The sequence below is a fragment of the Pseudomonas sp. S2_C11 genome, from assembly GCF_054668395.1.
In genome coordinates this window covers 4,341,970-4,364,152 of the sequence record NZ_CP162765.1, presented here as the reverse complement: position 1 = coordinate 4,364,152, position 22,183 = coordinate 4,341,970, and the positions used below count along the sequence as shown (strand labels likewise).

Below are 22,183 nucleotides of genomic sequence, written 5' to 3'. Positions count from 1 at the left end.
TGGTTAGCGAGTCGACACCGGGCGTTTCACCCAGACTGGCGACAGGTTGCTGCCGTTGCCGGTGACGTACAGCACGGCTGCCTCACCACGCTCCAGGGCGACCGGTTTCACGTCGCCGACTTTCTTGTCGCCTTCGTACAGCGCCAGGCTGACTTTCACCGGGTTGATTTCACGTTCGCCACGGCCCTTGGCAGCGACGTTCGGCACCACTTCGGTCTTGCCGTCGGCGGTTTTCAGGGTCAGCGATTTGTCGCTGAGGTTCTGCACGCGCACCAGGGATTTCTGCTTGTTCTTGAACGGCGGCTCTTCGATCAGTTGAGGCGCGCCGGAGGCGTTGTTGACCAGGGTGTAGTAGTGGTCACCGGCGAGTTTCACCGGCAGGGTCTGGCTGCCGACCTTGGCGCTGTAATCGCCGCCCGGCATGAAGCTGAAGTCGCTGCTGGCCAGTGGCGCGATGTCGCTCAGGTTGGTGCTGCCGACAGTCGCGCTGACTTCGGCGTTGCTGGCGTTGTAGACACGCACGAAGCTCGAGCCTTTCGGAGCGGTCGGGCCGTACAGCGCGGCGTCGCCACCGGCGAAGGCTGGGACGGAAAGTACGCTGAGGCCAGCAACCAGTGCGAAGCTTTTAGCGAGACGACGAGGAGTAGTAGTGAAAGTCATGGTGTACCTCTCTTTCAGTTTTGCGCCCGATCGGGCGTCTCGGATTTAGTGTTGATGGCTACGTTTTGTTGGCGGGCGCCGGCTTGTTTGAGCTCTGCGACCCACTGCGGGTCGGCGTCGCCGATTTCGTTGTTCACAGGCAGATATCGTTCAGGAAACTCCCAGATCAGCACTTGTGGCGGGCTGTTCTTGAAGTCATCGCTTTTCAGGTAGCTGAGCATCGGCAGAATCGGGCCGTGGCCGTCTTCGGCGTAGTTGACGACGTCACTGTGCAGCGCTTGTTTGAGCGCACCGACGAAGTTCCAGTTGGGGTTGGCGCTGTAGCTGGTGCCGATCAGCGCGACCGGTACTTCGCTGTTGGCGAACAGGGCGTCGTCACCGGCAGGCTGCTCGGCGGCAACGGTGTTGCGTTTAAGCAGTGGCTCAGGCGCCGGCATCATGTTTTCGAACAGCGGATCAAGCGGCAGGAACAGACGCAGATCGCCCTTGTGCGTGACCTTCTCTGCTGGCGTGGTGACGAAGCGCTGTGGCTCGCCGCTCAGCGGGAATTTCTCGGCAATGGTTTTCGCCAGCGTGTTGGCGGCGATCTCGGCGCCTTCAGGCGTCCAGTGGGTGTCGGTGCGCAGGAACACTTGCTCACCGTTCTGCTTGGCCTGTTGCAGCGGGCCGAGCAGGTCAGGGGCGAGGATCTTGTCGGCCGCGACACGGGCGTGGAAATCCTGATACAGGTTCTGGTGAATGCTCGAAGGCTTCACTTCATCCAGATGCTCCGGATACAGACGCACCTTGGCCGGCACGATCGCCATCACCAGTTTCACGCCTTTCTCTTTCAGGGTCTGGCGCACGCCTTCGACCAGCGCGTAGTTGCCTTGCAGGTTCTGCTGTTCGTTGACGATCGGGTTGAATTCCTCATCGCTGTACAACCACTGGTCGCGGCCGAGCACGACGCCCGGACGACCTTCGTTGAACAGTTTGAAATCCAGCGCGGCCCAGAGGTTAGTGCCCAGACGCTTGATCGGGAATTCATCGTCGTAGTGGGTTTCCACCGCCTTGGTCCAGCGGCCGTTGAGCACCGTCGCATCGGCGTTGGTGCTGAAGCCGAAGAAGCTGCGAACCGACCACAGACCGAGGACCAACAGCGTCACCAGGAACAGGGCGATGTAGAAGATGCGTAATGAGCGGGTCATGTCAGATCCCTCAGAACTGGAAGTAAAGGAACGGCGAGAAGCTTTGCGCCGAGAGTTTGAGAATCGAGGCGATGAACAGCAGCAGGATCAGCCCGCGCATCACGTAGCGCGACCAGTCAGCTGTCCAGTAAGCCGGTTGCACCTGGGCTTCGACGCCAACGGTGTAGCCAGGTTCGTGGATGCTCGCCGGATTTTCCCCAGGCGCTGCCTTGATCATTCCCGGCGTCGCCGTGGCAGGGCCATCGGCCTCGACGTTGACTTCCGGTTTGGTCTTGGCTGGCGGCTGATTGGTGTACAGATCACGCAGGCCGAAGAACGCCAGGGTCACGTAAGCCACCACCAGGGTTGCCACTTGCAGACCGGTGAGGCTGGCCTGATTGAGTTCCGACAGCGACCAGTCGCCGAAGCTGAACATTGCACCGTACATGCGCCCGGCGACGTGCAGGTTCTCGGCACGGAAGATCACCCAGCCCATGACCACCAGCAGGAAGGTCAGTGCCCAGCGGATCGGGTTGAGGCTGCGCGGCGAAGTGTTCAGGCCGAGCATTTTTTCGATCGCCAGCCACATGCCGTGCCAGGCGCCCCAGATGATGTAAGTGATGTTCGCACCGTGCCACAGACCACCCAGGAGCATGGTCAGGAACAGGTTGCGATAGGTCATCAGCGTGCCTTTACGGTTACCGCCGAGGGTGATGTACAGGTAGTCACGCAGCCAGGTGGAGAGGCTGATGTGCCAGCGGCGCCAGAACTCGGTGATCGACTGGCTGATGTACGGCTGCTTGAAGTTTTCCATGAAGCGGAAACCCATCATCAAGCCCAGACCGATGGCCATGTCGCTGTAACCGGAGAAATCGAAATACAGCTGCGCGGTGTACGCCAGCGCACCGAGCCAGGCATCACCCGTGGTCGGGTTCTGCAAGGCGAAGCAATGGTCGGCGACCACGGCGAGGGTGTCGGCAATAAATACTTTCTTGATGAAACCCTGCATGAACCGCGTGCAGCCCTCGGAGAATTTGTCGAGGGTGTGCGTGCGGTTGTTGAACTGGTCGGCGAGGTCGCGGAAACGCAGAACCGGGCCGGCAATCAGGTGCGGGAAGATCGCCACGAATGCTGCGAAGTCGATCAGGTTGCGCGTGGCCGGAGTGTCGCCACGGTACACGTCGATGATGTAGCTGATCGATTCGAAGATGTAGAACGAAATACCGATCGGCAGCAGCACGTGGGTCAGGATGAACGGCTCAAGACCGAACGAAGTCATGATCTCGTTGATGCTGTCGACACCGAAGTTGGCGTACTTGAAGTAGCCGAGGATGCACAGGTCGACGGCCACGCCGATCAGCAGCCAGCGCTGCGCCGGTTTGGTTCTGACGCCGGCGGCACCGACTTTCAGGCCGATCCAGTAGTTCCACAGCGTGACCGCTGCGAACAGCGCGAGGAAGTCCACCCGCCACCAGGCGTAGAACACGTAGCTGGCGATCAGCAGCAGCAGGTTGCGATAGCGTTGCCCGCTCAGGTAGTACAAGCCGAGAAAGATCGGCAAGAACAGAAACAGGAACACGTTGGATGAAAATACCATCCCGATCTCTCCATGTTTGAACCAACAGTCAAGGGCCAAAGCCCCCCCAAACCCCCGTGGTAGTGGAGGGGTGACACAGTGTTTGCTTGAGGTCTGGGCTGGCCGTCAAACCGCGCCCCTCACCCCCCGCCCTCTCCCGGAGGGAGAGGGAGCCTGATCTCCATGGTTTTCAAAAATGGAGATCGACTCGGTATTTCATTTCGACGTAACTCGCACAGCCACCTCGGTCAGTCCCCTCTCCCTCCGGGAGAGGGTTAGGGTGAGGGGCTTTTAGCCCTTTTCATGCGACGGGTCGTAGACCTTGGTCAGGTCGCCGCCAAGACGGAAGGTCTTGAACGGTTGCATGTCGCGCTTCTTCTCGATCACATCCGGCGCACAGGTGTAGAGCGTGCAGAACGGTTCGAGCCAGGCGAATTTCATGTCCTCTTTCAGGTCGGTCATGTCCTGCTTTTTGCCGTTCTTTTCTTCGAACTCGTCAGGGTCCTTGACGCCGGCCAACACGCGGTCACCCAGACGCTTCAGTGCGCCATTGTTTTCCTGACGCAGATCGACACCATTGACCTGGGCGAAACTGGCGATCATCGCCAGCGGCGGCAGGGCGTAGTTGTGATAGGCGAGGGCGCGTTGCTGGCGCTTGAGTTCGTTGGGCAGGAAGCCATCGGCATCGACTTGATTGACGCCGACCTTGTATTCCTTGACGGCCCAGTCGAACAGGTCGCGGCGGTTGGTGGCGACGGCGGTGGCCATCACCGACCAGGCGGCCCAGTACGAGTGGTTGTTGGTTTTCTCCAGCGGCAGGTTGTCCCAGTCGCTGACCACCTGATCAGCCATTTTGCTGAACCAGGCTTCGATCACCTGCGCTTCCTGCTGGTGCTGGGCCAGTGGATGCGAGTCGGAAAATTTCAGGCGAATGTACGACGAGGCCATGCTGCCCAGCGCCCATTTGCGCATCGACTTGCCGGTGTGGTTGAAGTCTTTGGACATCAACGCGTCAGCCTTGGCCCACGCGGTCAGCCAGTTGAGCGTGCATTCGAGCTGCTCCGGGCGACCGTCACGCATGAACTGCATGACGCGCTTGGCGGTGCCGCGCTCCAGCGTAGTGATGTCTTTGGTGGTGTCGCGAAAGGCTTTTTCCGACTGCACGTTCAGCGTCGCGCGGGCCTTGTCCGAACCTTCGTATTTGCTGCGAAATTGCAGCGGACCGGTGTATGGCGCCGGCATCGCGTCGCAGCCATCGCTCTTGTCGCCGGTCTTGAATTTATCCACCGGGGCGAAGTAGCCCTGCGGCGGACGCAATGGCGCGGCGGCCTGAGTCGCCCCGGCGAACATCGCCAGGCTCAGGAGTGTCGGTGCCAACAGATTTTTCAGTTTCGGATTTCGCATAGCAGACCTCATTGCCCGAGCTGCGCGGTCTGTTGACCGACGCCCGGGAATACGTTGCGTTTGCAGATTTTCGCTTCGACTTTTTGTGGCGCGGCGTCAGGTCCGGCTTCAGGACCCTGGACTTCGACTGCCAGCAGGTTTTGCGAGGCCCAGTCTTCGTCCGTGCGCAGCTCAAAGGCGAAACGACCGTCGGTGTCGGAGGTTTCCGGTTTCTCGATCTTGATGTCCTCGTGGCGACCGTTCATGTACCAGAGGGTGGCTTGCAGGGTTTTCACCGAGGTGTCGGCGAAGCGGATGTCGACCTGATGGTTGGCATTTTGCAAGTTCAGGTTCTTGCTGTTGACCAGCAGTTCTTGCTTGCTGCCTGGTTTCAGCGTGGCACTGGCGGACATTTGCGCGTCTTTGCCTTCGCAACCGTTATCCAGCAGCGCCATCATCTGGCGATAGATGGTTTCCTGGTCGAGGCGATACAGCGGCGAGAATTCCCAGATGAGAATCTTCGGTGGAGTCTTCTGGAATTCCTCGCTGCCCAGATACTGCAGCATCGAACCTTCGAAACCGCCGCCGGGGAAGGCCACGTTGAGGATGTCGGCGCCGATGGCTTCTTCGAGGAAACCGGCGAAGTTGTAGTTCTTGCCGCTGTGCGACGTACCGACCAGGGTGATCTGCGGATTGCCGGAATCGCCGAACAGATCACCGTCACCGGCCTCGCCTTTCGGCTCGGTGGTGAACTGGTCCATGTACTGGATCGCATAGCTGGTGCCGCACAGTTGCCCGGCCATGTTGTGCAGAGTGCCGGTCTTGCCCATGCGCCCGGAGCGCTTGGTCTCGAATTCACGCTTGGGAATGTCGGCGAAGGCCGGGATCTGCTTGACCTTTTCGGCGACGATTTTTGCCGTGCGCTGGGCGCCGTAAGGTGTCCAGTGCTGGTCGCCACGGAAGTAGAAATCGTGGGCGGGCAGGGTGTCCGGCAGCGATTCGTTGGTCAGTGGCGACAGGTCCGGCACCACGTAGCCCATCTTGGCGAAACGGCCGAGCATGGTCTTGTAGTTGCCCAGCGCTTTCTCGTAATCGAACGCGGCTTTTTCCTGCGGGTTGAGCTTGTTGCGGTTCACCAGGCCACGGGTCGGCTGGTAAACGATCACCAACTCGACGCCTTTGCTCTTGAACGCATCGTGCAACTGCTGCAGGCGCTTGTAGCCGGCCGGCGTGGTGTTGAACTCGGTGCGCAGGTCTTCCTGGGTACGGAACAGCCAGTCGCCCTGGGCCTGTACCAGGGTGGTGAAGTTCTGCTGATAACGCGTGGTGTAGTTCTTCGCGTCATGGGCAGCCGGGCACAGGTTGCAGCACGGCTCGGCGGTGAACTTCGGTGGCGTCACGCTTGCGCCGTCAGCGTCGGCGCGGGCGTTGCCGGCAGCGAGAATGCCGAGAGTCAGGGCCGAGAGGCTGAGCAGTTTGATCATGTGTGGGTGCATAAAAATTATCCTCAGTCCTGCAATTCGGTCTGGCGTTCGACAGGGTCGATCAGCACGGCTTTCTGCTGGCGCACCAACAGATCGAGAATTTCATCCTGGCGCTCGCCGAGAATGCCGTTGAAGCTGATCCCGCTGGACTTGGTCGGCGCCAGCATCGACACGCGATACAGCTCGACACTCAGCGGCGAGTCGATCGACAGCGGGCCGCTGCCATTGGCCGCCAGCTCGCCGCCGACGACGATCAGCGAGACCTGCGCGTCGAACGGGTCGAGCTTGATGTCACGGTCGGTGTCGGTCAGGTCCTTGATGTGGCCGTAGATACCGGTCAGGCCGTTGGTCATGGCAACGTTTTCGTAGAGGCGGATGTTCACGCTGTTACGAATACGAATGCCGTGACGGGTATTGCTGATGACCTTGTTGCCCCACAGCAGGTTGTCGGCGGACTCGTAGAGCGTGATGCCGTCGGTGTGGTTCTTGTAGATCTCGTTGTAGGCAATGATGTTGTTGACGCTGTTACGGTCGATCACCAGGCCCGACAACTTGTTGTCGAAACTCTTGTTGTTGAAGATGAAGCTGTCGTTGACCTCACGGGAAATGATGATCCCGTGCTTCTTCTTCGTGCCATGAACGGTGTTCTCGGCAATGATCAGACGGTGCGAGCGGTCATGCGGGTCGATGCCGTAGACGATGTTGTCTTTGTAGGTGTTGCCCTTGACCACAAAGTCGCTGGTTTCGTAGCAGTAGAAGCCGTACCACATGTCCGAGAACTCGGAGCCGACGATCCAGCCGGTCGGTTCCGGGCGCTTGAGGACTTTGGCCATGTTCGGCGTGTACTGGGAAATACTCACCCCGTACGACTTACTGTTGGCGTAACCGAAGCTGGCCATCTTGCTGTTGACGATGTAGGTCTCGGTGCCGCCCCAGGAGAGCAGGAACGGACGGAATTCCTTCGGCGAACGGAAGGTCGCCGGGCCGTTGTCCTTCTCGCGCCAGCCGGTGACTTTGGTGTCACGCACGAACAGTTTGCCGTCGTTGACCAGGAACGAACCGGCCTCTTGGGACAGGCGCAGTTCCTGGGTCTGACCGTCGATTTCGAGGATGCCTTTCTCGCCGACGACGATCGGCAATTTGGCCAGATACACGCCCGGGGACGTCTCGCTGAAATACTGCTTGGGCAGTTTTTTCGCCAGATCCTTGAGGTTCATGTAGCCGTCGTCGATGAAGATCGCCTGCGGGATGCCGTGCTGACGCACCACCCATTCGGCCATCTTGTTATCGCCGCCGATGAAGTCCTTCAGGGCGTTTTCCTGCATCATCCGGCGCACACTGATCTTGCCCGGTTTGCTGCGCACGATCTTCGCGGCAGCGGCTTCGGCGGTGAAGCCGGAGAGGTCGGGCAGTGTCGGCTTGGCCAGTTTCAGTGCGTCGGTCGGCGCGCTGCTGACGGTGTAGGTCTTGGCCTGTTGCAGTTCTTTGGCCACGGTCGCAGGTTTCGCCGGTTCAACATTGGCGAAGGCGCCGGCGCTGGCCAGCAGCATCGCGCCGGCCAGCAGGCTGAGTGAGCCTGTTCTGGTGCTGATCATGTCGGGCACTCCCTTGGCGGTTTGCATCAGAAGCGCCAGATCACGTCAATGAATGCGCGGTGCATGTAGGAATCAACCTGGCTGCCGTAGGCATCGCCCGGTTTGAACACACCGCCACGGAAACGCACCAGTGCCGAAGGCTCGTCGATCGACTGGCTCAACGCCGCCGGCAACAGGCCTTGCTTGAAGTACTTGGTGACGACCAGGTCCATTTCCTGACCCAGGTCCTTGTTGCCATCTTCAAGCGGCAAGGATGTGCTGGAGAGGATCGCGCCGGTGACGTCGTCGGTGTTGTTTTCCACCGCATTGATGCCGTTGCTGCCGACCGGCTTGTTGCCGTCGACACGCCAGAACTTGTGATAGATCAGGCTGGCGTCGTACTCGTCGTTGACCATCCACGAACCGAACAGGGTGGCGGTCTGCATGTTGTTCATTTCGCCACGGAACGCTTCGCCGAAACGGTGCACGCGCGAGCGGGTACCGGTGTAGTTGGAGCGGTTGCTCTCCAGACCGTTCTGTTCGTAATCGGCACTGGCGCGGGCGTAGGCACCGCCGACTTGCCACTGCGGATCGAGGCGCAGACGCACGCCGACATCGGCTGCCCAGCCGCTGATGTCATCGCTGCGCTTGGCTTGTGTCGGGCGCGTGCCGTCGGCGTTCAGCGCGTTGACCGTGTCGCGGTCGCCGCTCATGCCGGTGATGCTGCCCCAGTAGTTGACGGTGTTGGTGTTGCGCCAGTTGTAGGCGTCGCTGTCAGCGGTCAGGCCGATCCAGCTGATGTCGCCGTTCTCGGTCTTGTCCAGCGAGTCGCGCGGGACGCCCGGCTCGGCGTAATCGAGTTTGCCGTCATCGTGAGTGTGGTGGCCGCGAATGCCGACCCACTGGCCCGGTGTCCACTGGTAAGCAGCGTCGGCGTAGGCGTGCAGGCGATCCTTGTCTTTCGGCGCCAGCTCTTTCAAGTCGGTGCGGTATTCGCTGAAACGCTCGGCAACACCGGCATTGGCGCGCAGCAGGGTGGTGTCGAAGGTCCAGTTCAGCGCTTCGATGTTGGTGTCGCGCCATTGGCCGTCGTCATTGCGCAGACGCTGGCGACCGAACTTGAGCATCTCGCCCGGGTACGGGGTGAGGCCGCTGTAGCCGACCCAGAACTCGCGCATCGCCAGGTAGTTCTTCTTGGTTTTGCGATCACTGTTGTCGGTGGCTTGTTCACCGTCCGATTGTTGCAGGGTGTCGGTCTCGATGATGTCGGTCGAGGTCACTGCCTGACCCATCGCGTAGGCGCTCCACGCGCCGCTTTCGCCGTAGATCCAGGGACGCAGGTCGAGGCCCACGCCATTGACGTCACCGCCGCCGGCAGTGCCGAGGTCACGGTCGTCTTCGGACTGGCCGGTGAGTTTCACTTCCAGACCGAAATTCTTGGTTTCAGTCATCGCAGCCAGTGTCGGGCAAGACCAGAGCAGCGCGAAGGTGAGGCCAATACCGGCCTTCACGAATGGGTTCAGCTTCATAGTTTTTCCTCGCCGTCTTCTTCTTGCAGGGCGTGCAGTTGCAGCGTGTTCGAGTTCAGGGCGCCACGGCTGGCCTGTTCCTGTTGCAACAGGCGGCGGGCTTCGGGCAAGCGCTCGGGCGGCAATTGCGCCTCGAGGGTCGCTGCCAGTTCATCGGCTTGCGGGGTGTTCTGGGCCTTGGCCAACTGGCTGAACACGTAGGCATTCAGCGGGTCGGGCTTGGTGCCCTTGCCTTGCGAGAACAACTGGGCGATGGCGAAGTCGGCACTGTTCTGGCCGTTGCGCGCAGCGGTCAGCAGGTGGTCCAGAGCCTTCTGCGGATAGACCTTGCCCAGGTAGCCACGACGGTAGATCTGGCCGAGGTAGTAATCGGCGGCCACTTCGCGGCCAACGGCTTTCTGGAAGTGTTCCTCGGCGACTTTCGCGTCGGCCGGGACCATTTTGCCTTCGTAGTAGACCTTGCCCAGCAACAGTTCGGCGCGCGGCTGGTCGGCGGCGCGACCGTTGTCCAGGTACTTCATCATCTGGTCGACGTCGCCCAGTTCGGGGAAGTCGTAAAGCAGTTGGGCGAGGGTGACCCACGATGCCGGGTAGCCCGGAGCGATCGGCTCGAGCAGCGCCTGCGCGGTTTTTTCGTCAGTCTTGCCCAGGGTCGAATCGGCCAGCACGCGGGCCACGGAATCGACACGCTGCGCGGTGACGGTGCCACGGCTGTAACCGGCCTGCATCTGCTTGATCAGCTCGGCCTGTTGCTCCGCCTGGCCACGTTTCTGGTAGACGGTGGCCAGTTCCACGTAGCAGATGTCGGTGGTATTGAGCGCGGCCTTGCAGATCTTTTCCACGTCATCCAGATGCTGGTCGTAAGTGCCTTGGGTGCGATACAGCAGCACCTGCGCCAGACCCGCTTCCGGGTAGCCCGACTTGCGCCACTGATCGATCTGCTGCTGCGCGTTGATGTTGGGGAAGCTGTGCGGGTATTGCAGATACAGCATCGCCAGCGGGATCAACGTGTTGCCTTCGCCATTGGCGGCGGCTTTTTTCAGCAGGGTTTCGGCTTCGTGGTGCTCGGCTTCGGTGGAGCCTGGCTTGGCCACCAGCAAACGACCGAGACGTGCCTGGGCACGCGGCGACACGCTGGCCGCTGCGCGGTAAGTCGCCTCGGCCTGTTTCATCTGCGCCGGGTCACGGCTGTCGACCTGGATATCGGCCAGGCCGACTTGCGCCTCGCTGTAACCCAGATCGGCCAGTTGCTGGTAATTCTGCGCAGCGGTGGCGGTGTCGCCACGCTTGAGCGCTTCGTTGGCCAGACGCTGATCGGGCAGCCCGGCGCAACCGGCCAGAGAAACTGCCAGTGCCAGCGAGCACACCATCAATCCCATGTGGGAGCGAGCCTGCTCCCGAAGCAGTCGACTCGGTACTTCAGACAAACCGCGCTGGCCCTTTCGCGAGCAGGCTCGCTCCCACAAGGTCGGCGGTGTGTTCAAGTTATGCGTAGTCACAGGCATGTCCTCGACTTAAAGACCGGCAGCCATGGCTTTGTCGATCAGCCAGTTCAGGTTCGGGCCACGGTCGCTGTTCACTTCCACCGGGCGGCCGGCCAGGCTGCTGTCGAGCGGCTCGTCAGGCTGGATCTGCACGCGGATGTCGGAGGACAGGTCGGCGCTCTTCAGGCTGGTGCTGCTGACGATCTTGCCGGTGCGGGTCTTGTCTTCGCCGGCGATCTGGAAGCTCACCGGGGTGCCCGGGCGCACGTCGCCGAACTGGCGATAGGAGAAGCGTGCTTCAACGTTGGCCTGGGTGTTGCGCGGCACCAACTGGAAGATCACGTCGCCCTTGCTCGCGTACTGCCCGTCAGCCACCAGTTGCTGGGCCACGGTGCAGTCGCACGGCGAAGTCAGGGTGCCGGTCATTTGCTTGCCGAACAGTTCTTCAACCTTGGCCGGGGCCAGTTGGTCTTCGGCCAGATGGCCCTTGAGCACGTCGAGCATGCTGGTGCTGAAGGTCGCCAGCGGTGCGCCTTTGGCGGCAACGCCGTCGGACTTGACCAGGCTCTGTACGGTGCCGTCACGCGGCATGGTGATGTTCATCCCCGGCACGCTGACCAGACCGGCCTGGGCGTGGCTGACGAAGTACATGCCGTACACCGACTTGAAGATGAAACCGGCGGCGACCAGACCAACAGCGAAAATACCGGCGCTGAAGGTCACGGCTTTCAGGCGGCCGAACGGGGTCATGCCGGTGTCGTTGGTCTTGTTCTTGCGCGCCTTGGTGAAGTTGTCGCGCTGCAGGGTCGCCAGCACTTCGCCGATGCTGACGATGTCGCCGGCCAGGTGCGAGGTGATCAGGTGGCGCAGGGTGGAAATGTCCTGCGGCTCGAGGTTCTGGAACTGGCAGCCGGCGCGGCCGGTGGCGCGGTCAAAGGAACGCACCTGCAGTTCAACGTCCATGGCCAGGCCGAGGTTGTCGATGACAAATTGCAGACGCGCCTTGTACACCTCGCCGATGGTCAGTGGCATCTGCCCGGCGTTGAACGCCAGACCGCCAGCCGACAGATCGAGGACCCGCGCTTCGAGCGGAGTCCGGTCAGGGCCGAAGAAACGCAGCTTGGCCGGGATTTTCACGCGAGCGTGCTGGCGCTGGGCTTCGGATTCATGCACTACGTTGACGTTGACGGCGGTATTCATAGGGGCGATTTCCTTGTTAATTCAATAGGAGCGGGTCAGACCATCATCAGCAGCACGGCGACAAAAATGCTGCCGGCGGAGAAGGTCATGGTCCGAGACGACCAGGTGTTGAACCAACGTTGAAAGCTGGCGAGATCACGGGTCAGGGATGTGGGCTGGCGAGTCCAGGATTGTTGGTCGAGGCGGAAGAACACGTAGATCTTCACCAGGGCGCCAACGATCTGGTTGTAATACAGAATCGCCGGGTAAGCAGGGCCGATGCGGTGACCGGAACACGACAGCAACAGCGTCAGGATCAGGCGGGTGATACCGATCCACAGCAGGTACACGAGGATGAACGCGGTGCCGTACTTGAAGCTGGCGATCAGTGCGACGGTCAGGCCGAGCAGCGAGGTCCACATCGACACGCGCTGGTCGAACAGCACCACCGAGGTGAACGCGCCGAGGCGGCGGATACCCAGGCCCAGTGCTCGCGAGTTCTGGCGCAGGTTGTTGCCGTACCAGCGGAACATCAGCTTGCGGCTGGCCTTGATGAAGCTCTTTTCCGGCGGATGCTCAACGGTGTTGATCGCGGCGTCCGGCACGTAGAAGGTGTCGTAACCCAGGCGCATCAGGCTGAACCAGCTCGACTTGTCGTCACCGGTCAGGAACTTGAAGCGGCCCAGACGCCAGTGTTGCAGCGAGTCGCTTTCAACGTCGGCGATGAACTCCGGATTGGTCACCACGGAGGCTTTGAAAACCGACATCCGACCGGTCATGGTCAGTACGCGCTTGGACAGGGCCATCGAGCACATGTTGATGTGGCGCTGGGCGAAACGCAGCTTGTGCCATTCGCTCATGATGTAGCCGCCGCGCACTTCGCAGAACTCGTTGGTGGTCAGGCCGCCGACATTGCCGAACAGCTGGAACCACGGCACGGTCTTGCGCACGACGCCTTCGCCGAGCACGGTGTCGCCGTCGATCACGGCCACCACGGCACGGTCGTCCGGCAGGTGACGGGAGATCGCACGGAAACCGAAGGCCAGACCATCGCGCTTGCCGGTGCCGGGAATGCGCACGAAGTCGAGCTTGACCCGCTCCGGCGGATTCATCCGTGCCCACAGCGCCTTGACCAGCAGCTCGTCGGACATTTCCACGATCGAGCAGACAATGGTGGTCGGCAGTTCGCAGTCGATGGCTTCGCGGATCACCGAGCTGTAGACCTGCGCGGTTGTCAGCGCGTCAATACGAAAGCTGGTGACCATCAGAAACACATGCGACGGATCGGCCGCTTTACCCAGCTTGCGTACTTTGCGACGCAGGTGCGGGTAAACGATGTAGAGAAAAATCATGCCGCGCACAAAGTGCGTTGCACCCATCGAGTAGCGCCAGATACCCACGGCGCCAATCAGGAAAATGAAGTCCTTCGACTCGGAGTCGAATGTGGACGTGGGCAGCATCAAGGCCAGGCCCATCAGCAGACTGAGATAAAAAAGCCAGCCGGCTGATTGCAGAAAAAAATGTTTGAGCTTGGTCATAACCGTCATCCGAAGGTGATGGAGGCTTCAAGCCGCAAGCGTGTTGCTTTTGCTTGCGGCTTGAAGCTTGAGGCTTGCCTTACCAGCAAATGCCTTCGGTGCGGCTACCGGCGCTGGTGGCCTTGGACATGAAGCCCACCAGGTCGATGACTTGCTTGCCCTGCGGCGCTTCCTGGGCCAGCGAACGGAATTTCTCGTCGCGGTTGCCGAGGATGATCACGTCGGAGTTGTCGATCACCGAGTCGAAGTCGGAGTTGAGCAGGGACGATACGTGCGGAATCTTCGATTCGATGTAGTCCTTGTTCGCACCGTGGACACGGGCGTATTCGACGTTGCTGTCGTAGATGCTCAGGTCGTAACCCTTGCCGATCAGCATTTCCGCCAGTTCGACCAGCGGGCTTTCGCGCAGGTCGTCGGTGCCGGCCTTGAAGCTCAGACCGAGCAGGGCGACTTTGCGTTTTTCATGGCTTTCAACGATGTCGAAAGCGTTCTGCACTTGCGATTCGTTACTGCGCATCAGCGAGTTGAGCAGCGGTGCTTCGACGTCCAGGGAACCGGCGCGGTAGGTCAGCGCACGTACGTCTTTGGGCAGGCACGAACCGCCGAAGGCGAAGCCCGGACGCATGTAGTACTGGGACAGGTTCAGGGTCTTGTCCTGGCAGACCACTTCCATCACTTCACGACCATCGACGCCGACGGCTTTGGCGATGTTGCCGATCTCGTTGGCGAAGGTCACTTTGGTCGCGTGCCAGACATTGCAGGTGTACTTGATCATCTCGGCAACGGCGATGTCCTTGCGGATGATCGGGGCGTCGAGTTCTTCGTACAGCGATTGCAGAACGTCGCCCGAGGCGGTATCGAACTCGCCGATAACGGTCATCGGTGGCTGATCGTAGTCAGCGATGGCGGTGGATTCGCGGAGGAATTCCGGGTTGACCGCAACGCCGAAATCGACGCCGGCTTTCTTGCCCGAGCAGTCTTCCAGAATCGGGATGACCACGTTGGCCACGGTGCCTGGCAGCACGGTGCTGCGCACGACGATGGTGTGGCGGGTGGTTTTTTCGCGCAGGACAAAACCGATCTCGCGGCACACGGCCTCGATGTAGTTCAGTTCCAGGTCGCCGTTCTTTTTGCTTGGCGTGCCGACGCAGATCATCGACAGGTCGGTATCACGAATCGCCTCGGCGAAGTTGGTCGTGCCGCGTAGACGACCGGTCTGGATACCCTGTTGCAACAGTTCACCCAGGCCCGGTTCAACGATCGGCGATTTGCCGGCGTTAATCATGTCGATCTTGTCTTTGGCAACATCGACGCCAACTACGTCATGGCCCCGTGCAGACAGGCAACCGGCACATACTGCGCCAACGTAACCCAAACCAAATATGCTGATGCGCATCGCAATTACCTCTGTATATATCAGGCCTTAGAAGGCCGGAGTTAATGGTGTTCAGCGGTCACTAGTGCACTCGGAAGTGCGGCTTACAGGCGCCACAATGCCGTGTGCAGGCATACAAAGTTCCGAGTGTCTAATAAGTGCACTCAAGATGTGCGCAACTAGGCCTTGTTGTTATGACTTGCCCTGTTATGCAGCCGATCTTCCGTGCGGGAAGACTCTAGTGCAGTCGTGTAGCCTGCTCGACGTCCGGTAGGGGGCCGGTAAATCAAGCAGTTAGGTGCTCAGGCGAGCACGTTTATAGGGGCGCGGCCTTGGCCTTTGTAGGGGATATTAATGGTGCGTATCTCCTGTCCTTCGATTGTTTTGAGACTAGTTAGTCACTCAGGCAAGTTGCTGTGACAACTTGGTTACATGGCTATCAGCTCTGCGTAAGTTATCTCGTACAAACTCGGCGAGAATCGTTACCGGTGGTATGAGCAACGCATTTGGACATAGTTCCAGCCCGCTCATCGTGCCAGCCGAAATTTTTTGAAATATTGATGAAGATGGCACTGGGTGCAAACTGATAGCACTAACGATTTCGCCCTTTAGTTATCGGGGCGAAACCGGGGGCGATAGTTTTGTGCCACTACGGGTAAAAAATTTAAGTGCCACTACTGAAAAAAAACTTCAGTGTCGAGTGAGACTAAAATTAGAAAAGAGTGTGTGGTTTTATTGGCGCCATGAATTTGGCGATATGCAGCGGGGGAATTTTGACTTCGGGCGGACTGCACGACTCTGGAGGAAAAGAGTCGTGCAAAGGGCATGCTTTATTCCGGGGCGTGGTCGCGCAAAAACACCAGATTGTCAGGTTTCGATTGTTCGGCGCTGTAGCGATAACCCTGTACATCGAATTGCTTGAGCTGAGCCGGGTCGTTGATGCGTTCCTGGATCACAAAACGGCTCATCAGGCCGCGCGCTTTCTTCGCGTAGAAACTGATGATCTTGTACTGGCCGTTCTTCTGATCCTTGAACTCGGTATTGATGATCCGCGCCTTCAACGCGCTGCGCTTGACCGCAGAAAAGTATTCGTTGGATGCAAGGTTGAGCAGTACGTCATCGCCCTGATCGGCCAGCGCTTCATTCAGCCACTCGCTGATGCGCGTACCCCAGAACGCATACAGATCCTTGCCACGGCCGTTGGCCAGTTTGGTGCCCATTTCCAGGCGATAGGGTTGCATCAGGTCCAGCGGCCGCAGCAGGCCATAAAGGCCGGAGAGCATGCGCAAGTGCTTTTGCGCGTAGTCGAATTGCGCCTCGCTGAAGGACTGAGCGTCGAGGCCGGTATACACGTCACCCTTGAAGGCGAGCAGGGCCTGCTTGGCGTTTTCCGGGGTGAAGGCGGGTGTCCAGCTGCCGAAACGCGCGGCGTTGAGGCCACCGATCTTGTCGGACACGTGCATCAACTCGCTGATCTGCGCCGGACTCAGCTCGCGCAACTGCTGGATCAATTCCTGGGAATGGTCGAGGTACTGCGGCTGGGTAAAGCGCTGGGTCGCCGGCGGTGTTTCGTAGTCGAGGGTCTTGGCGGGGGAAATCACCATCAGCATGAAGTCGTCTCCTTTAATCGTGGGGGCGATTCTAGGGGGTTGTCCTTGTTGACTCCAGCTATCAAGCCCATAGGTGATCGACGGCTTAACTCAAACCCCTTGTAGGAGCGAGCCTGCTCGCGAAAGCGGATTCACATGATCGTTCCCACGCTCCGCGTGGGAATGCAGCCCGTGACGCTCTGCGTCACAGTCGTCGGACGCGGAGCGTCCGGGGAGGCGTTACCACGCAGAGCGTGGGAACGATCATCCATGGCTGAGGGGAATAGGACAGGATCAGCTATAGTGCCGCGCGGGTTTTGTTATGGAGACATCCCTTTGCGCATTGTTCTTTTATTCACCGCGTGGCTGCTGAGCTTCGGCGCCATGGCGGCGCCCGGCGATGCGGCAACGCTGGATCGCACGACCTGGCCGGAGCAGCTCAGCAACCCGACCCTGTTCGACGTCGCGTCGCGGGCGGAAATCCTCATGTTCGCTCGCGGCCTGCTCGGCACCGAGTCCATCGACGAGGCGGCACTGGCCCAGCGCCTGGGCCTGCGCACGGTCAATATCGATGCGGTCAATCAGCTGCGCCAGCGCCTCTGGCAGCGCTTGCTCGCCAACTACAACCACGCCCAGCAAAGCTGCGATCAGGACGCCTCGTTCTGCTTCCTCGTCGAAGACCTGCCGACCCTGCGCGAGCAGGCGGCCAAGTTCGTCGTCAGCGACGACAGCTATTACACCAAATGGGCCGAGCCGAGCCGGATCTTCCATTTGCAGTACCTCGACGAGCTGATGCGCAAGGCCGCGCTGTCACCGCAAACCAGTAACGAATTCGATCGTTTCGGCGACTACGAGCGCAACGGCGACGACATGCACGACCGGCTGTTTCTGCTGACCTTCGACAGCGCCGCCAACGTGCAACCGGACAACACCGACTGGCTGACCGAATACCTGCGAAAATCTAATCTGAGCGGGACATTCTTTGTACTGGGCAAGGATATTCAGGCGCGACTCGCTGGCCGTTCGGTCAGCAGCCTGCAGGCGAGTTTCTCCCGGCAGTGCGTTGGCGTGCAGGGCTGGGAGTTCCGCTCCCACAGCCATTGGCAGGACTGGCAGGATTCGGTGCGGCGCAGCGCCGATCTGGTGAAGAACAAACTGCCGGAAAACTACGTGCCGCTGTTCCGTCCGCCGGATGGCCAGCGCCGCAGTGACGCACAAGGTTTCTTCAACAGCCAGGGCCTGCAAGTGGCGCTGTGGGACATCGATGCCCAGGACGGTGCCGGCAAACTCAAAGGCCCGGCGAGCGCGCAGCGGGTGCTGACCCTGATGCTGCTGTGGCGCCACGGGGTGATCAATTTCAACATGAAACAGGATGCGGTGAAGACGTCCCTGCCGTGGCTGATCACCCAGACTGCGCAGAGCGGCATCGTCTGGGAAGACTGTCAGGACGCGTTTCGTTGAGAAATGAGAAAAAGCCCGTAAACATTGGACATGGGGTGATTTTCAGGAGGAATTCGATGCAGGCGGACTTCCGACTTTAGCGGGGTACGGGGAGTCCGCCAAGGGCTTTTCGTCACTCTGCAAAATAAACTTAAAAAAACCGTCAAAGTGCTTTTTTATGTCATCGGTTTTGGAGTATTACGAAGACAGACCGCCGAAACCTGCGACACAGGTGGCGTCTTCCCAGACTCCTATTGTGTGCAGTTCATCCAGGCCCTCGTGGATGAATTCGGCAGTCACCTCGAGGCGCAGCACTGTCACGGTATTGCGTCGAATGGCTCCCACAAAGGTGACCGAGTATGGATGATCACGGACGCAGCCCTTCCTCCAACCAGCCAATCCTGTATGTACTCGATACCAACGTATTGATTCACGATCCAAATGCCCTGCTCAATTTCGAAGAACACCACGTCGCCATCCCGATGACCGTGCTGGAAGAGCTGGACAAGCTCAAGAGCGGCCATCACAGCGTGGCCGCCGAATGCCGCCAGGCGATCCGCCTGATCGACAAGACCCTGGGCGATGCGTCCCCTGAAGACGTTGAGCTGGGCGTGCCGATCCAGCGTGGCAAGGGCGGGCCGAAGGGCTTGCTGTCAATTCTGATGAGCAAGCAGGCCGAGTCGAACCTGATTCTGCCCGAGCATCTGAACGACAACAAAATCATCAACCAACTGATTGATCTGCATACCCGCGATCCGCAAAAACCGGTGGTGCTGGTCACCAAAGACATCAACATGCGCCTCAAGGCGCGCGCCTGTGGGATCGACGCCGAGGACTACAGCACCGACCAATTGGTCGATGACGTGTCCCTGCTGCCCAACGGCTACCACAACATGACCGGCTCCTTCTGGGACCGCGTGAGCAAGGTCGAAACCCGTCAGGACCACGGCCGCACCTGGCATCAGGTACAACTGATCGACAACCTGCCGGCCGTGCACATCAACGAGTTCATCATCGACGAGCAGGGCTTTGTCGGCTGGATCAAGGAAATCCAGGAAGACCGCCTGCTGATCCTCGACCTGCACCAGGAGCCACTGCTGCATCAGGAGGCCTGGGGCCTGAAGCCGCGCGACATCTATCAGAGTCTGGCGCTGTACGCGTTGCTTGACCCGGACATTCATCTGGTCAACCTGTCCGGCGCCGCCGGTTCCGGTAAAACCATTCTGGCGCTGGCCGCTGCCATCGAGCAGACCATGGTCAGCAAACGTTATCGCCGCATCATCGCCACCCGCAGCGTGCAGGGTCTGGACCAGGAAATCGGCTTCCTGCCCGGCACCGAAGCGGAAAAAATGGAGCCTTGGCTGGGCGCCATCACCGACAACCTCGAAGCCTTGCACATGGATGACGAAAACACCCATGGCAGCGTCGACTACATCCTCAGCAAAGTGCCGTTGCAGTTCAAATCGCTCAACTACATTCGCGGTCGCAGCTTCCAGCAGAGCCTGATCCTGATCGACGAATGCCAGAACCTCACGCCGCACCAGATGAAAACCATCATCACCCGTGCCGGCGCCGGTTCCAAAGTGGTGTGCCTGGGCAACCTGGCGCAGATCGACACCCCTTACCTGTCCGCGACCAGCTCCGGGCTGACCTACCTGACCGAACGTTTCAAGGACTTCCCCAACGGTGTGCACATCACCCTGCAAGGGGTGCCTCGCTCGATCCTGGCCGAATACGCCGAATCGCATCTGTAACCTTTCACCCAGAACCGGGCGGCCCTTAAAGCCGCCCGGTTTTTTTATGGATAAATGCATATCTCCTGTGGGAGCGAGCCTGCTCGCGAATGCGGTGTATCAGTCGACATCTATAGTGAATCTGAATCCGCTTTCGCGAGCAGGCTCGCTCCCACAGGGGGCAACGGTGATTTCATAATCAGTGATGCGGATATCTGACCCACAGGTTTACAATCCACGCTCCTGATCAGGAGTAATCCCGTGCTGACTCATCTCGATTCCCAAGGTCGCGCCAACATGGTCGACGTCACTGAAAAAGCCGTGACGTTCCGTGAAGCGACCGCTCAAGCGCTGGTGCGCATGCTCCCCGCAACCTTGCAGATGATCGTCAGCGGCGGTCATCCCAAGGGTGATGTGTTCGCCGTGGCGCGCATTGCCGGAATTCAGGCGGCGAAGAAGACCAGCGATCTGATTCCCCTGTGCCACCCGCTGATGCTCACCGGCGTCAAAGTCGAACTCAGCGCCGAAGGCGATGACAGCGTGCGTATCGTCGCCCGCTGCAAGCTGTCCGGGCAGACCGGCGTCGAGATGGAAGCGCTGACCGCCGCCAGCGTCGCCGCCCTGACCATTTACGACATGTGCAAAGCCGTCGACCGGGGCATGACCATCGAAAGCGTGCGTCTGCTGGAGAAAGTCGGCGGCAAGAGCGGCCACTTCCAGGCGGAGCAGCCATGAAACTGACCGTGAAGTTTTTTGCCCGTTACCGTGAAGCGTTGGGCGTGGATTCGGTTGCGGTTGAAGGCGATTTCGCCACCGTCGATGACGTTCGGGCACTGTTGGCAGAACGTGATGGCGCCGAAGTGCTGAGCGAGCAAAACCTGATGTGCGCACGCAACGAAGACCTCTGCCAGCTCGACGAGCCAGTTGTCGATGGTGATGAAGTGGCGTTTTTCCCCACCGTGACCGGAGGCTGAACATGGCGATTCGCGTGCAGGCCACGCCGTTCGATCCGGGCGCTGAAGTCAATGCGATGCACGCGGCCAATGTCGGTGTGGGCGCGGTGGTGAGCTTTGTCGGTTATGTGCGCGACTTCAACGACGGGCTCGACGTGGCCGGGATGTTCCTCGAACACTATCCGGGCATGACCGAAAAGGCTCTCGGCAAGATCGCTGTCGAAGCCGAGCAGCGCTGGCCGCTGTTGAAACTGGAAGTGCTGCACCGCATCGGCGCGCTGGAACCGGGCGAGCCGATCGTATTCGTCGGTGCCGCCAGCGCCCATCGCCAGGCCGCGTTCGACGCCTGCGCCTTCGTCATGGACTACCTGAAAACCCGCGCGCCGTTCTGGAAAAAAGAAAACACCAGTGACGGCCCGCGTTGGGTCGAAGGGCGTGACAGTGATCATGCGGCTGCGGATCGCTGGAAGAAGTAGTTTCTGTAGCGCCCTCCGGTCAGTCTTCGCGAGCAGGCTCGCTCCCACAATTGGAAAGCGTTCCCCTGTGGGAGCGAGCCTGCTCGCGAAGGCGTCATCTGTGACACCGAAAATCCTTCCCTCTCTACCCGATTGACGATTTGTACCTGAGAGTCCAGTATGGATTTCCAAGTACAAAAAAGCTTCTGTCTTGCAGCTATCAGCTTGCCGCTTGTAGCTGCTCTTCTTCGCCAAACCAACAACAACCCGCGAGAGAACGAACATGAAGAAACTTCCCCTCATCACCGGTCTGGCTCTCAGTCTGCTGGCCTGCTCCAGCGTCTTCGCCGCCGAGAAAACCCTGCGTATAGGCATCGAAGCGGCCTATCCGCCATTCGCGTCGAAAACCGACAAAGGTGAAATCGTCGGCTTCGACTACGACATCGGCAATGCCCTTTGTGCGCAGATGAAGGTCAAGTGCGTGTGGGTCGAAGGTGAGTTCGACGGGCTGATTCCTTCGCTGAAAGTGAAGAAGATCGACATGGCGCTGTCGTCGATGACCATCAACGAAGATCGCAAGAAGTCGGTGGATTTCAGCCACAAGTACTATTTCACTTCTTCGCGTCTGGTCATGAAGGAAGGCGCGACGGTGGATGATCAGTACGCCAGCCTCAAAGGTAAGAACGTCGGCGTGCAGCGCGCGACCACCACCGATCGTTATGCCACCGAGGTGTTCGAACCCAAGGGCATCAACGTCAAGCGCTACAGCAACAACGAAGAAATCTACATGGACCTGGCGGCGGGGCGCCTCGATGCGATTTTCGCCGACACCATCCCGCTCAATGACTTTCTGTCGATGCCGCGTGGCAAGGGTTATGAGTTTGTCGGGCCGGAGCTGAAGGATCCGAAGTACGTCGGCGAGGGTGCGGGGATTGCCGTGCGCAAGGGCAACGGTGAACTGGTCAGCCAGTTGAACAGCGCCATCGACGGGATTCGCGCGAATGGCGAGTATCAGAAGATTTCCGAGAAGTATTTCAAGACCGATATCTACGGCGATTGATCAAG

Annotated in this window: 18 protein-coding genes; 6 read left to right on the top strand and 12 right to left on the bottom strand. The window is 59.7% G+C overall.

Annotation, left to right across the window (positions count from 1 at the left end; all coding sequences use genetic code 11):
- Positions 1–3 precede the first annotated feature (3 nt).
- The 12 genes from AB4N48_RS19785 to yaaA form a co-directional block, all read right to left on the bottom strand.
- Positions 4–660, bottom strand: a complete 657-nt coding sequence (locus AB4N48_RS19785) for an alginate O-acetyltransferase AlgF (RefSeq protein ID WP_041479483.1) — start codon at positions 658–660, stop codon at positions 4–6.
- Between the two features lie 14 nt (positions 661–674).
- Positions 675–1,847: an alginate O-acetyltransferase gene (locus AB4N48_RS19780; RefSeq protein ID WP_076565958.1), complete on the bottom strand. Its 1,173-nt coding sequence runs from the start codon at positions 1,845–1,847 to the stop codon at positions 675–677.
- 10 nt (positions 1,848–1,857) lie between these two features.
- On the bottom strand, positions 1,858–3,423 hold the full coding sequence (locus AB4N48_RS19775; RefSeq protein WP_252883214.1) for an MBOAT family O-acyltransferase: 1,566 nt from the start codon (positions 3,421–3,423) through the stop codon (positions 1,858–1,860).
- A gap of 270 nt (positions 3,424–3,693) precedes the next feature.
- A complete protein-coding gene (locus tag AB4N48_RS19770; RefSeq protein ID WP_095180419.1) occupies positions 3,694–4,806 on the bottom strand; it encodes a mannuronate-specific alginate lyase in 1,113 nt (370 codons plus the stop codon).
- Between the two features lie 8 nt (positions 4,807–4,814).
- Positions 4,815–6,281: an alginate O-acetyltransferase gene (locus AB4N48_RS19765; protein ID WP_122751910.1), complete on the bottom strand. Its 1,467-nt coding sequence runs from the start codon at positions 6,279–6,281 to the stop codon at positions 4,815–4,817.
- An 11-nt stretch (positions 6,282–6,292) separates the two neighbouring features.
- Positions 6,293–7,864 carry a mannuronan 5-epimerase AlgG gene (algG, locus tag AB4N48_RS19760; protein WP_073473915.1) on the bottom strand — a complete coding sequence of 524 codons (1,572 nt, stop codon included), beginning with the start codon at positions 7,862–7,864 and terminating at the stop codon, positions 6,293–6,295.
- Between the two features lie 26 nt (positions 7,865–7,890).
- Positions 7,891–9,372 carry an alginate export family protein gene (locus tag AB4N48_RS19755; protein ID WP_056783051.1) on the bottom strand — a complete coding sequence of 494 codons (1,482 nt, stop codon included), beginning with the start codon at positions 9,370–9,372 and terminating at the stop codon, positions 7,891–7,893.
- Positions 9,369–10,877 (bottom strand): alginate biosynthesis TPR repeat lipoprotein AlgK, encoded by a 1,509-nt coding sequence (gene algK, locus AB4N48_RS19750; protein WP_276574718.1) that lies wholly within the window; start codon positions 10,875–10,877, stop codon positions 9,369–9,371. Before algK ends, AB4N48_RS19755 begins: the two co-directional genes overlap by 4 nt.
- 9 nt (positions 10,878–10,886) lie before the next feature.
- The gene (locus AB4N48_RS19745; protein ID WP_024011680.1) at positions 10,887–12,056 is read right to left on the bottom strand and encodes an alginate biosynthesis protein Alg44; all 1,170 of its coding nucleotides are present in this window, start codon (positions 12,054–12,056) and stop codon (positions 10,887–10,889) included.
- A 35-nt stretch (positions 12,057–12,091) separates the two neighbouring features.
- A complete protein-coding gene (alg8, locus tag AB4N48_RS19740; RefSeq protein WP_162098720.1) occupies positions 12,092–13,573 on the bottom strand; it encodes a mannuronan synthase in 1,482 nt (493 codons plus the stop codon).
- Positions 13,574–13,652: 79 nt separating this feature from the next.
- Entirely contained in the window at positions 13,653–14,969 is a 1,317-nt protein-coding gene (locus AB4N48_RS19735) for a nucleotide sugar dehydrogenase (protein WP_016771595.1), read from the bottom strand.
- Between the two features lie 809 nt (positions 14,970–15,778).
- On the bottom strand, positions 15,779–16,558 hold the full coding sequence (gene yaaA / locus AB4N48_RS19730) for a peroxide stress protein YaaA (RefSeq protein ID WP_150636190.1): 780 nt from the start codon (positions 16,556–16,558) through the stop codon (positions 15,779–15,781).
- 363 nt (positions 16,559–16,921) lie between these two features.
- On the opposite strand from yaaA, the gene AB4N48_RS19725 reads away from it, so the two are divergent.
- From AB4N48_RS19725 to AB4N48_RS19700, 6 genes are all read left to right on the top strand, one after another.
- Positions 16,922–17,998, top strand: coding sequence for a polysaccharide deacetylase family protein (locus tag AB4N48_RS19725; RefSeq protein WP_460095571.1), 1,077 nt, complete (start codon positions 16,922–16,924; stop codon positions 17,996–17,998).
- Between the two features lie 338 nt (positions 17,999–18,336).
- Positions 18,337–19,731 carry a PhoH family protein gene (locus AB4N48_RS19720; protein WP_024011685.1) on the top strand — a complete coding sequence of 465 codons (1,395 nt, stop codon included), beginning with the start codon at positions 18,337–18,339 and terminating at the stop codon, positions 19,729–19,731.
- Positions 19,732–19,971: 240 nt separating this feature from the next.
- Entirely contained in the window at positions 19,972–20,445 is a 474-nt protein-coding gene (gene moaC, locus AB4N48_RS19715; protein ID WP_041479492.1) for a cyclic pyranopterin monophosphate synthase MoaC, read from the top strand.
- A complete protein-coding gene (locus AB4N48_RS19710) occupies positions 20,442–20,684 on the top strand; it encodes a MoaD/ThiS family protein (RefSeq protein ID WP_024011686.1) in 243 nt (80 codons plus the stop codon). The genes moaC and AB4N48_RS19710 overlap by 4 nt, the downstream gene beginning before the upstream one ends.
- Before the next feature lie 2 nt (positions 20,685–20,686).
- Entirely contained in the window at positions 20,687–21,139 is a 453-nt protein-coding gene (gene moaE / locus AB4N48_RS19705) for a molybdopterin synthase catalytic subunit MoaE (protein WP_016771590.1), read from the top strand.
- A gap of 262 nt (positions 21,140–21,401) precedes the next feature.
- On the top strand, positions 21,402–22,178 hold the full coding sequence (locus AB4N48_RS19700; protein WP_056783062.1) for an ABC transporter substrate-binding protein: 777 nt from the start codon (positions 21,402–21,404) through the stop codon (positions 22,176–22,178).
- Positions 22,179–22,183: the final 5 nt, after the last annotated feature.

Bases quoted from the DNA above. Each gene is read 5' to 3' on its own strand.
- AB4N48_RS19785 (WP_041479483.1), bottom strand. From the start codon at position 660: ATGACTTTCACTACTACTCCTCGTCGTCTCGCTAAAAGCTTCGCACTG.
- AB4N48_RS19780 (WP_076565958.1), bottom strand. From the start codon at position 1,847: ATGACCCGCTCATTACGCATCTTCTACATCGCCCTGTTCCTGGTGACG.
- AB4N48_RS19775 (WP_252883214.1), bottom strand. From the start codon at position 3,423: ATGGTATTTTCATCCAACGTGTTCCTGTTTCTGTTCTTGCCGATCTTT.
- AB4N48_RS19770 (WP_095180419.1), bottom strand. From the start codon at position 4,806: ATGCGAAATCCGAAACTGAAAAATCTGTTGGCACCGACACTCCTGAGC.
- AB4N48_RS19765 (WP_122751910.1), bottom strand. From the start codon at position 6,281: ATGCACCCACACATGATCAAACTGCTCAGCCTCTCGGCCCTGACTCTC.
- algG (WP_073473915.1), bottom strand. From the start codon at position 7,864: ATGATCAGCACCAGAACAGGCTCACTCAGCCTGCTGGCCGGCGCGATG.
- AB4N48_RS19755 (WP_056783051.1), bottom strand. From the start codon at position 9,372: ATGAAGCTGAACCCATTCGTGAAGGCCGGTATTGGCCTCACCTTCGCG.
- algK (WP_276574718.1), bottom strand. From the start codon at position 10,877: ATGCCTGTGACTACGCATAACTTGAACACACCGCCGACCTTGTGGGAG.
- AB4N48_RS19745 (WP_024011680.1), bottom strand. From the start codon at position 12,056: ATGAATACCGCCGTCAACGTCAACGTAGTGCATGAATCCGAAGCCCAG.
- alg8 (WP_162098720.1), bottom strand. From the start codon at position 13,573: ATGACCAAGCTCAAACATTTTTTTCTGCAATCAGCCGGCTGGCTTTTT.
- AB4N48_RS19735 (WP_016771595.1), bottom strand. From the start codon at position 14,969: ATGCGCATCAGCATATTTGGTTTGGGTTACGTTGGCGCAGTATGTGCC.
- yaaA (WP_150636190.1), bottom strand. From the start codon at position 16,558: ATGCTGATGGTGATTTCCCCCGCCAAGACCCTCGACTACGAAACACCG.
- AB4N48_RS19725 (WP_460095571.1), top strand. From the start codon at position 16,922: ATGGCGGCGCCCGGCGATGCGGCAACGCTGGATCGCACGACCTGGCCG.
- AB4N48_RS19720 (WP_024011685.1), top strand. From the start codon at position 18,337: ATGGATGATCACGGACGCAGCCCTTCCTCCAACCAGCCAATCCTGTAT.
- AB4N48_RS19710 (WP_024011686.1), top strand. From the start codon at position 20,442: ATGAAACTGACCGTGAAGTTTTTTGCCCGTTACCGTGAAGCGTTGGGC.
- moaE (WP_016771590.1), top strand. From the start codon at position 20,687: ATGGCGATTCGCGTGCAGGCCACGCCGTTCGATCCGGGCGCTGAAGTC.
- AB4N48_RS19700 (WP_056783062.1), top strand. From the start codon at position 21,402: ATGAAGAAACTTCCCCTCATCACCGGTCTGGCTCTCAGTCTGCTGGCC.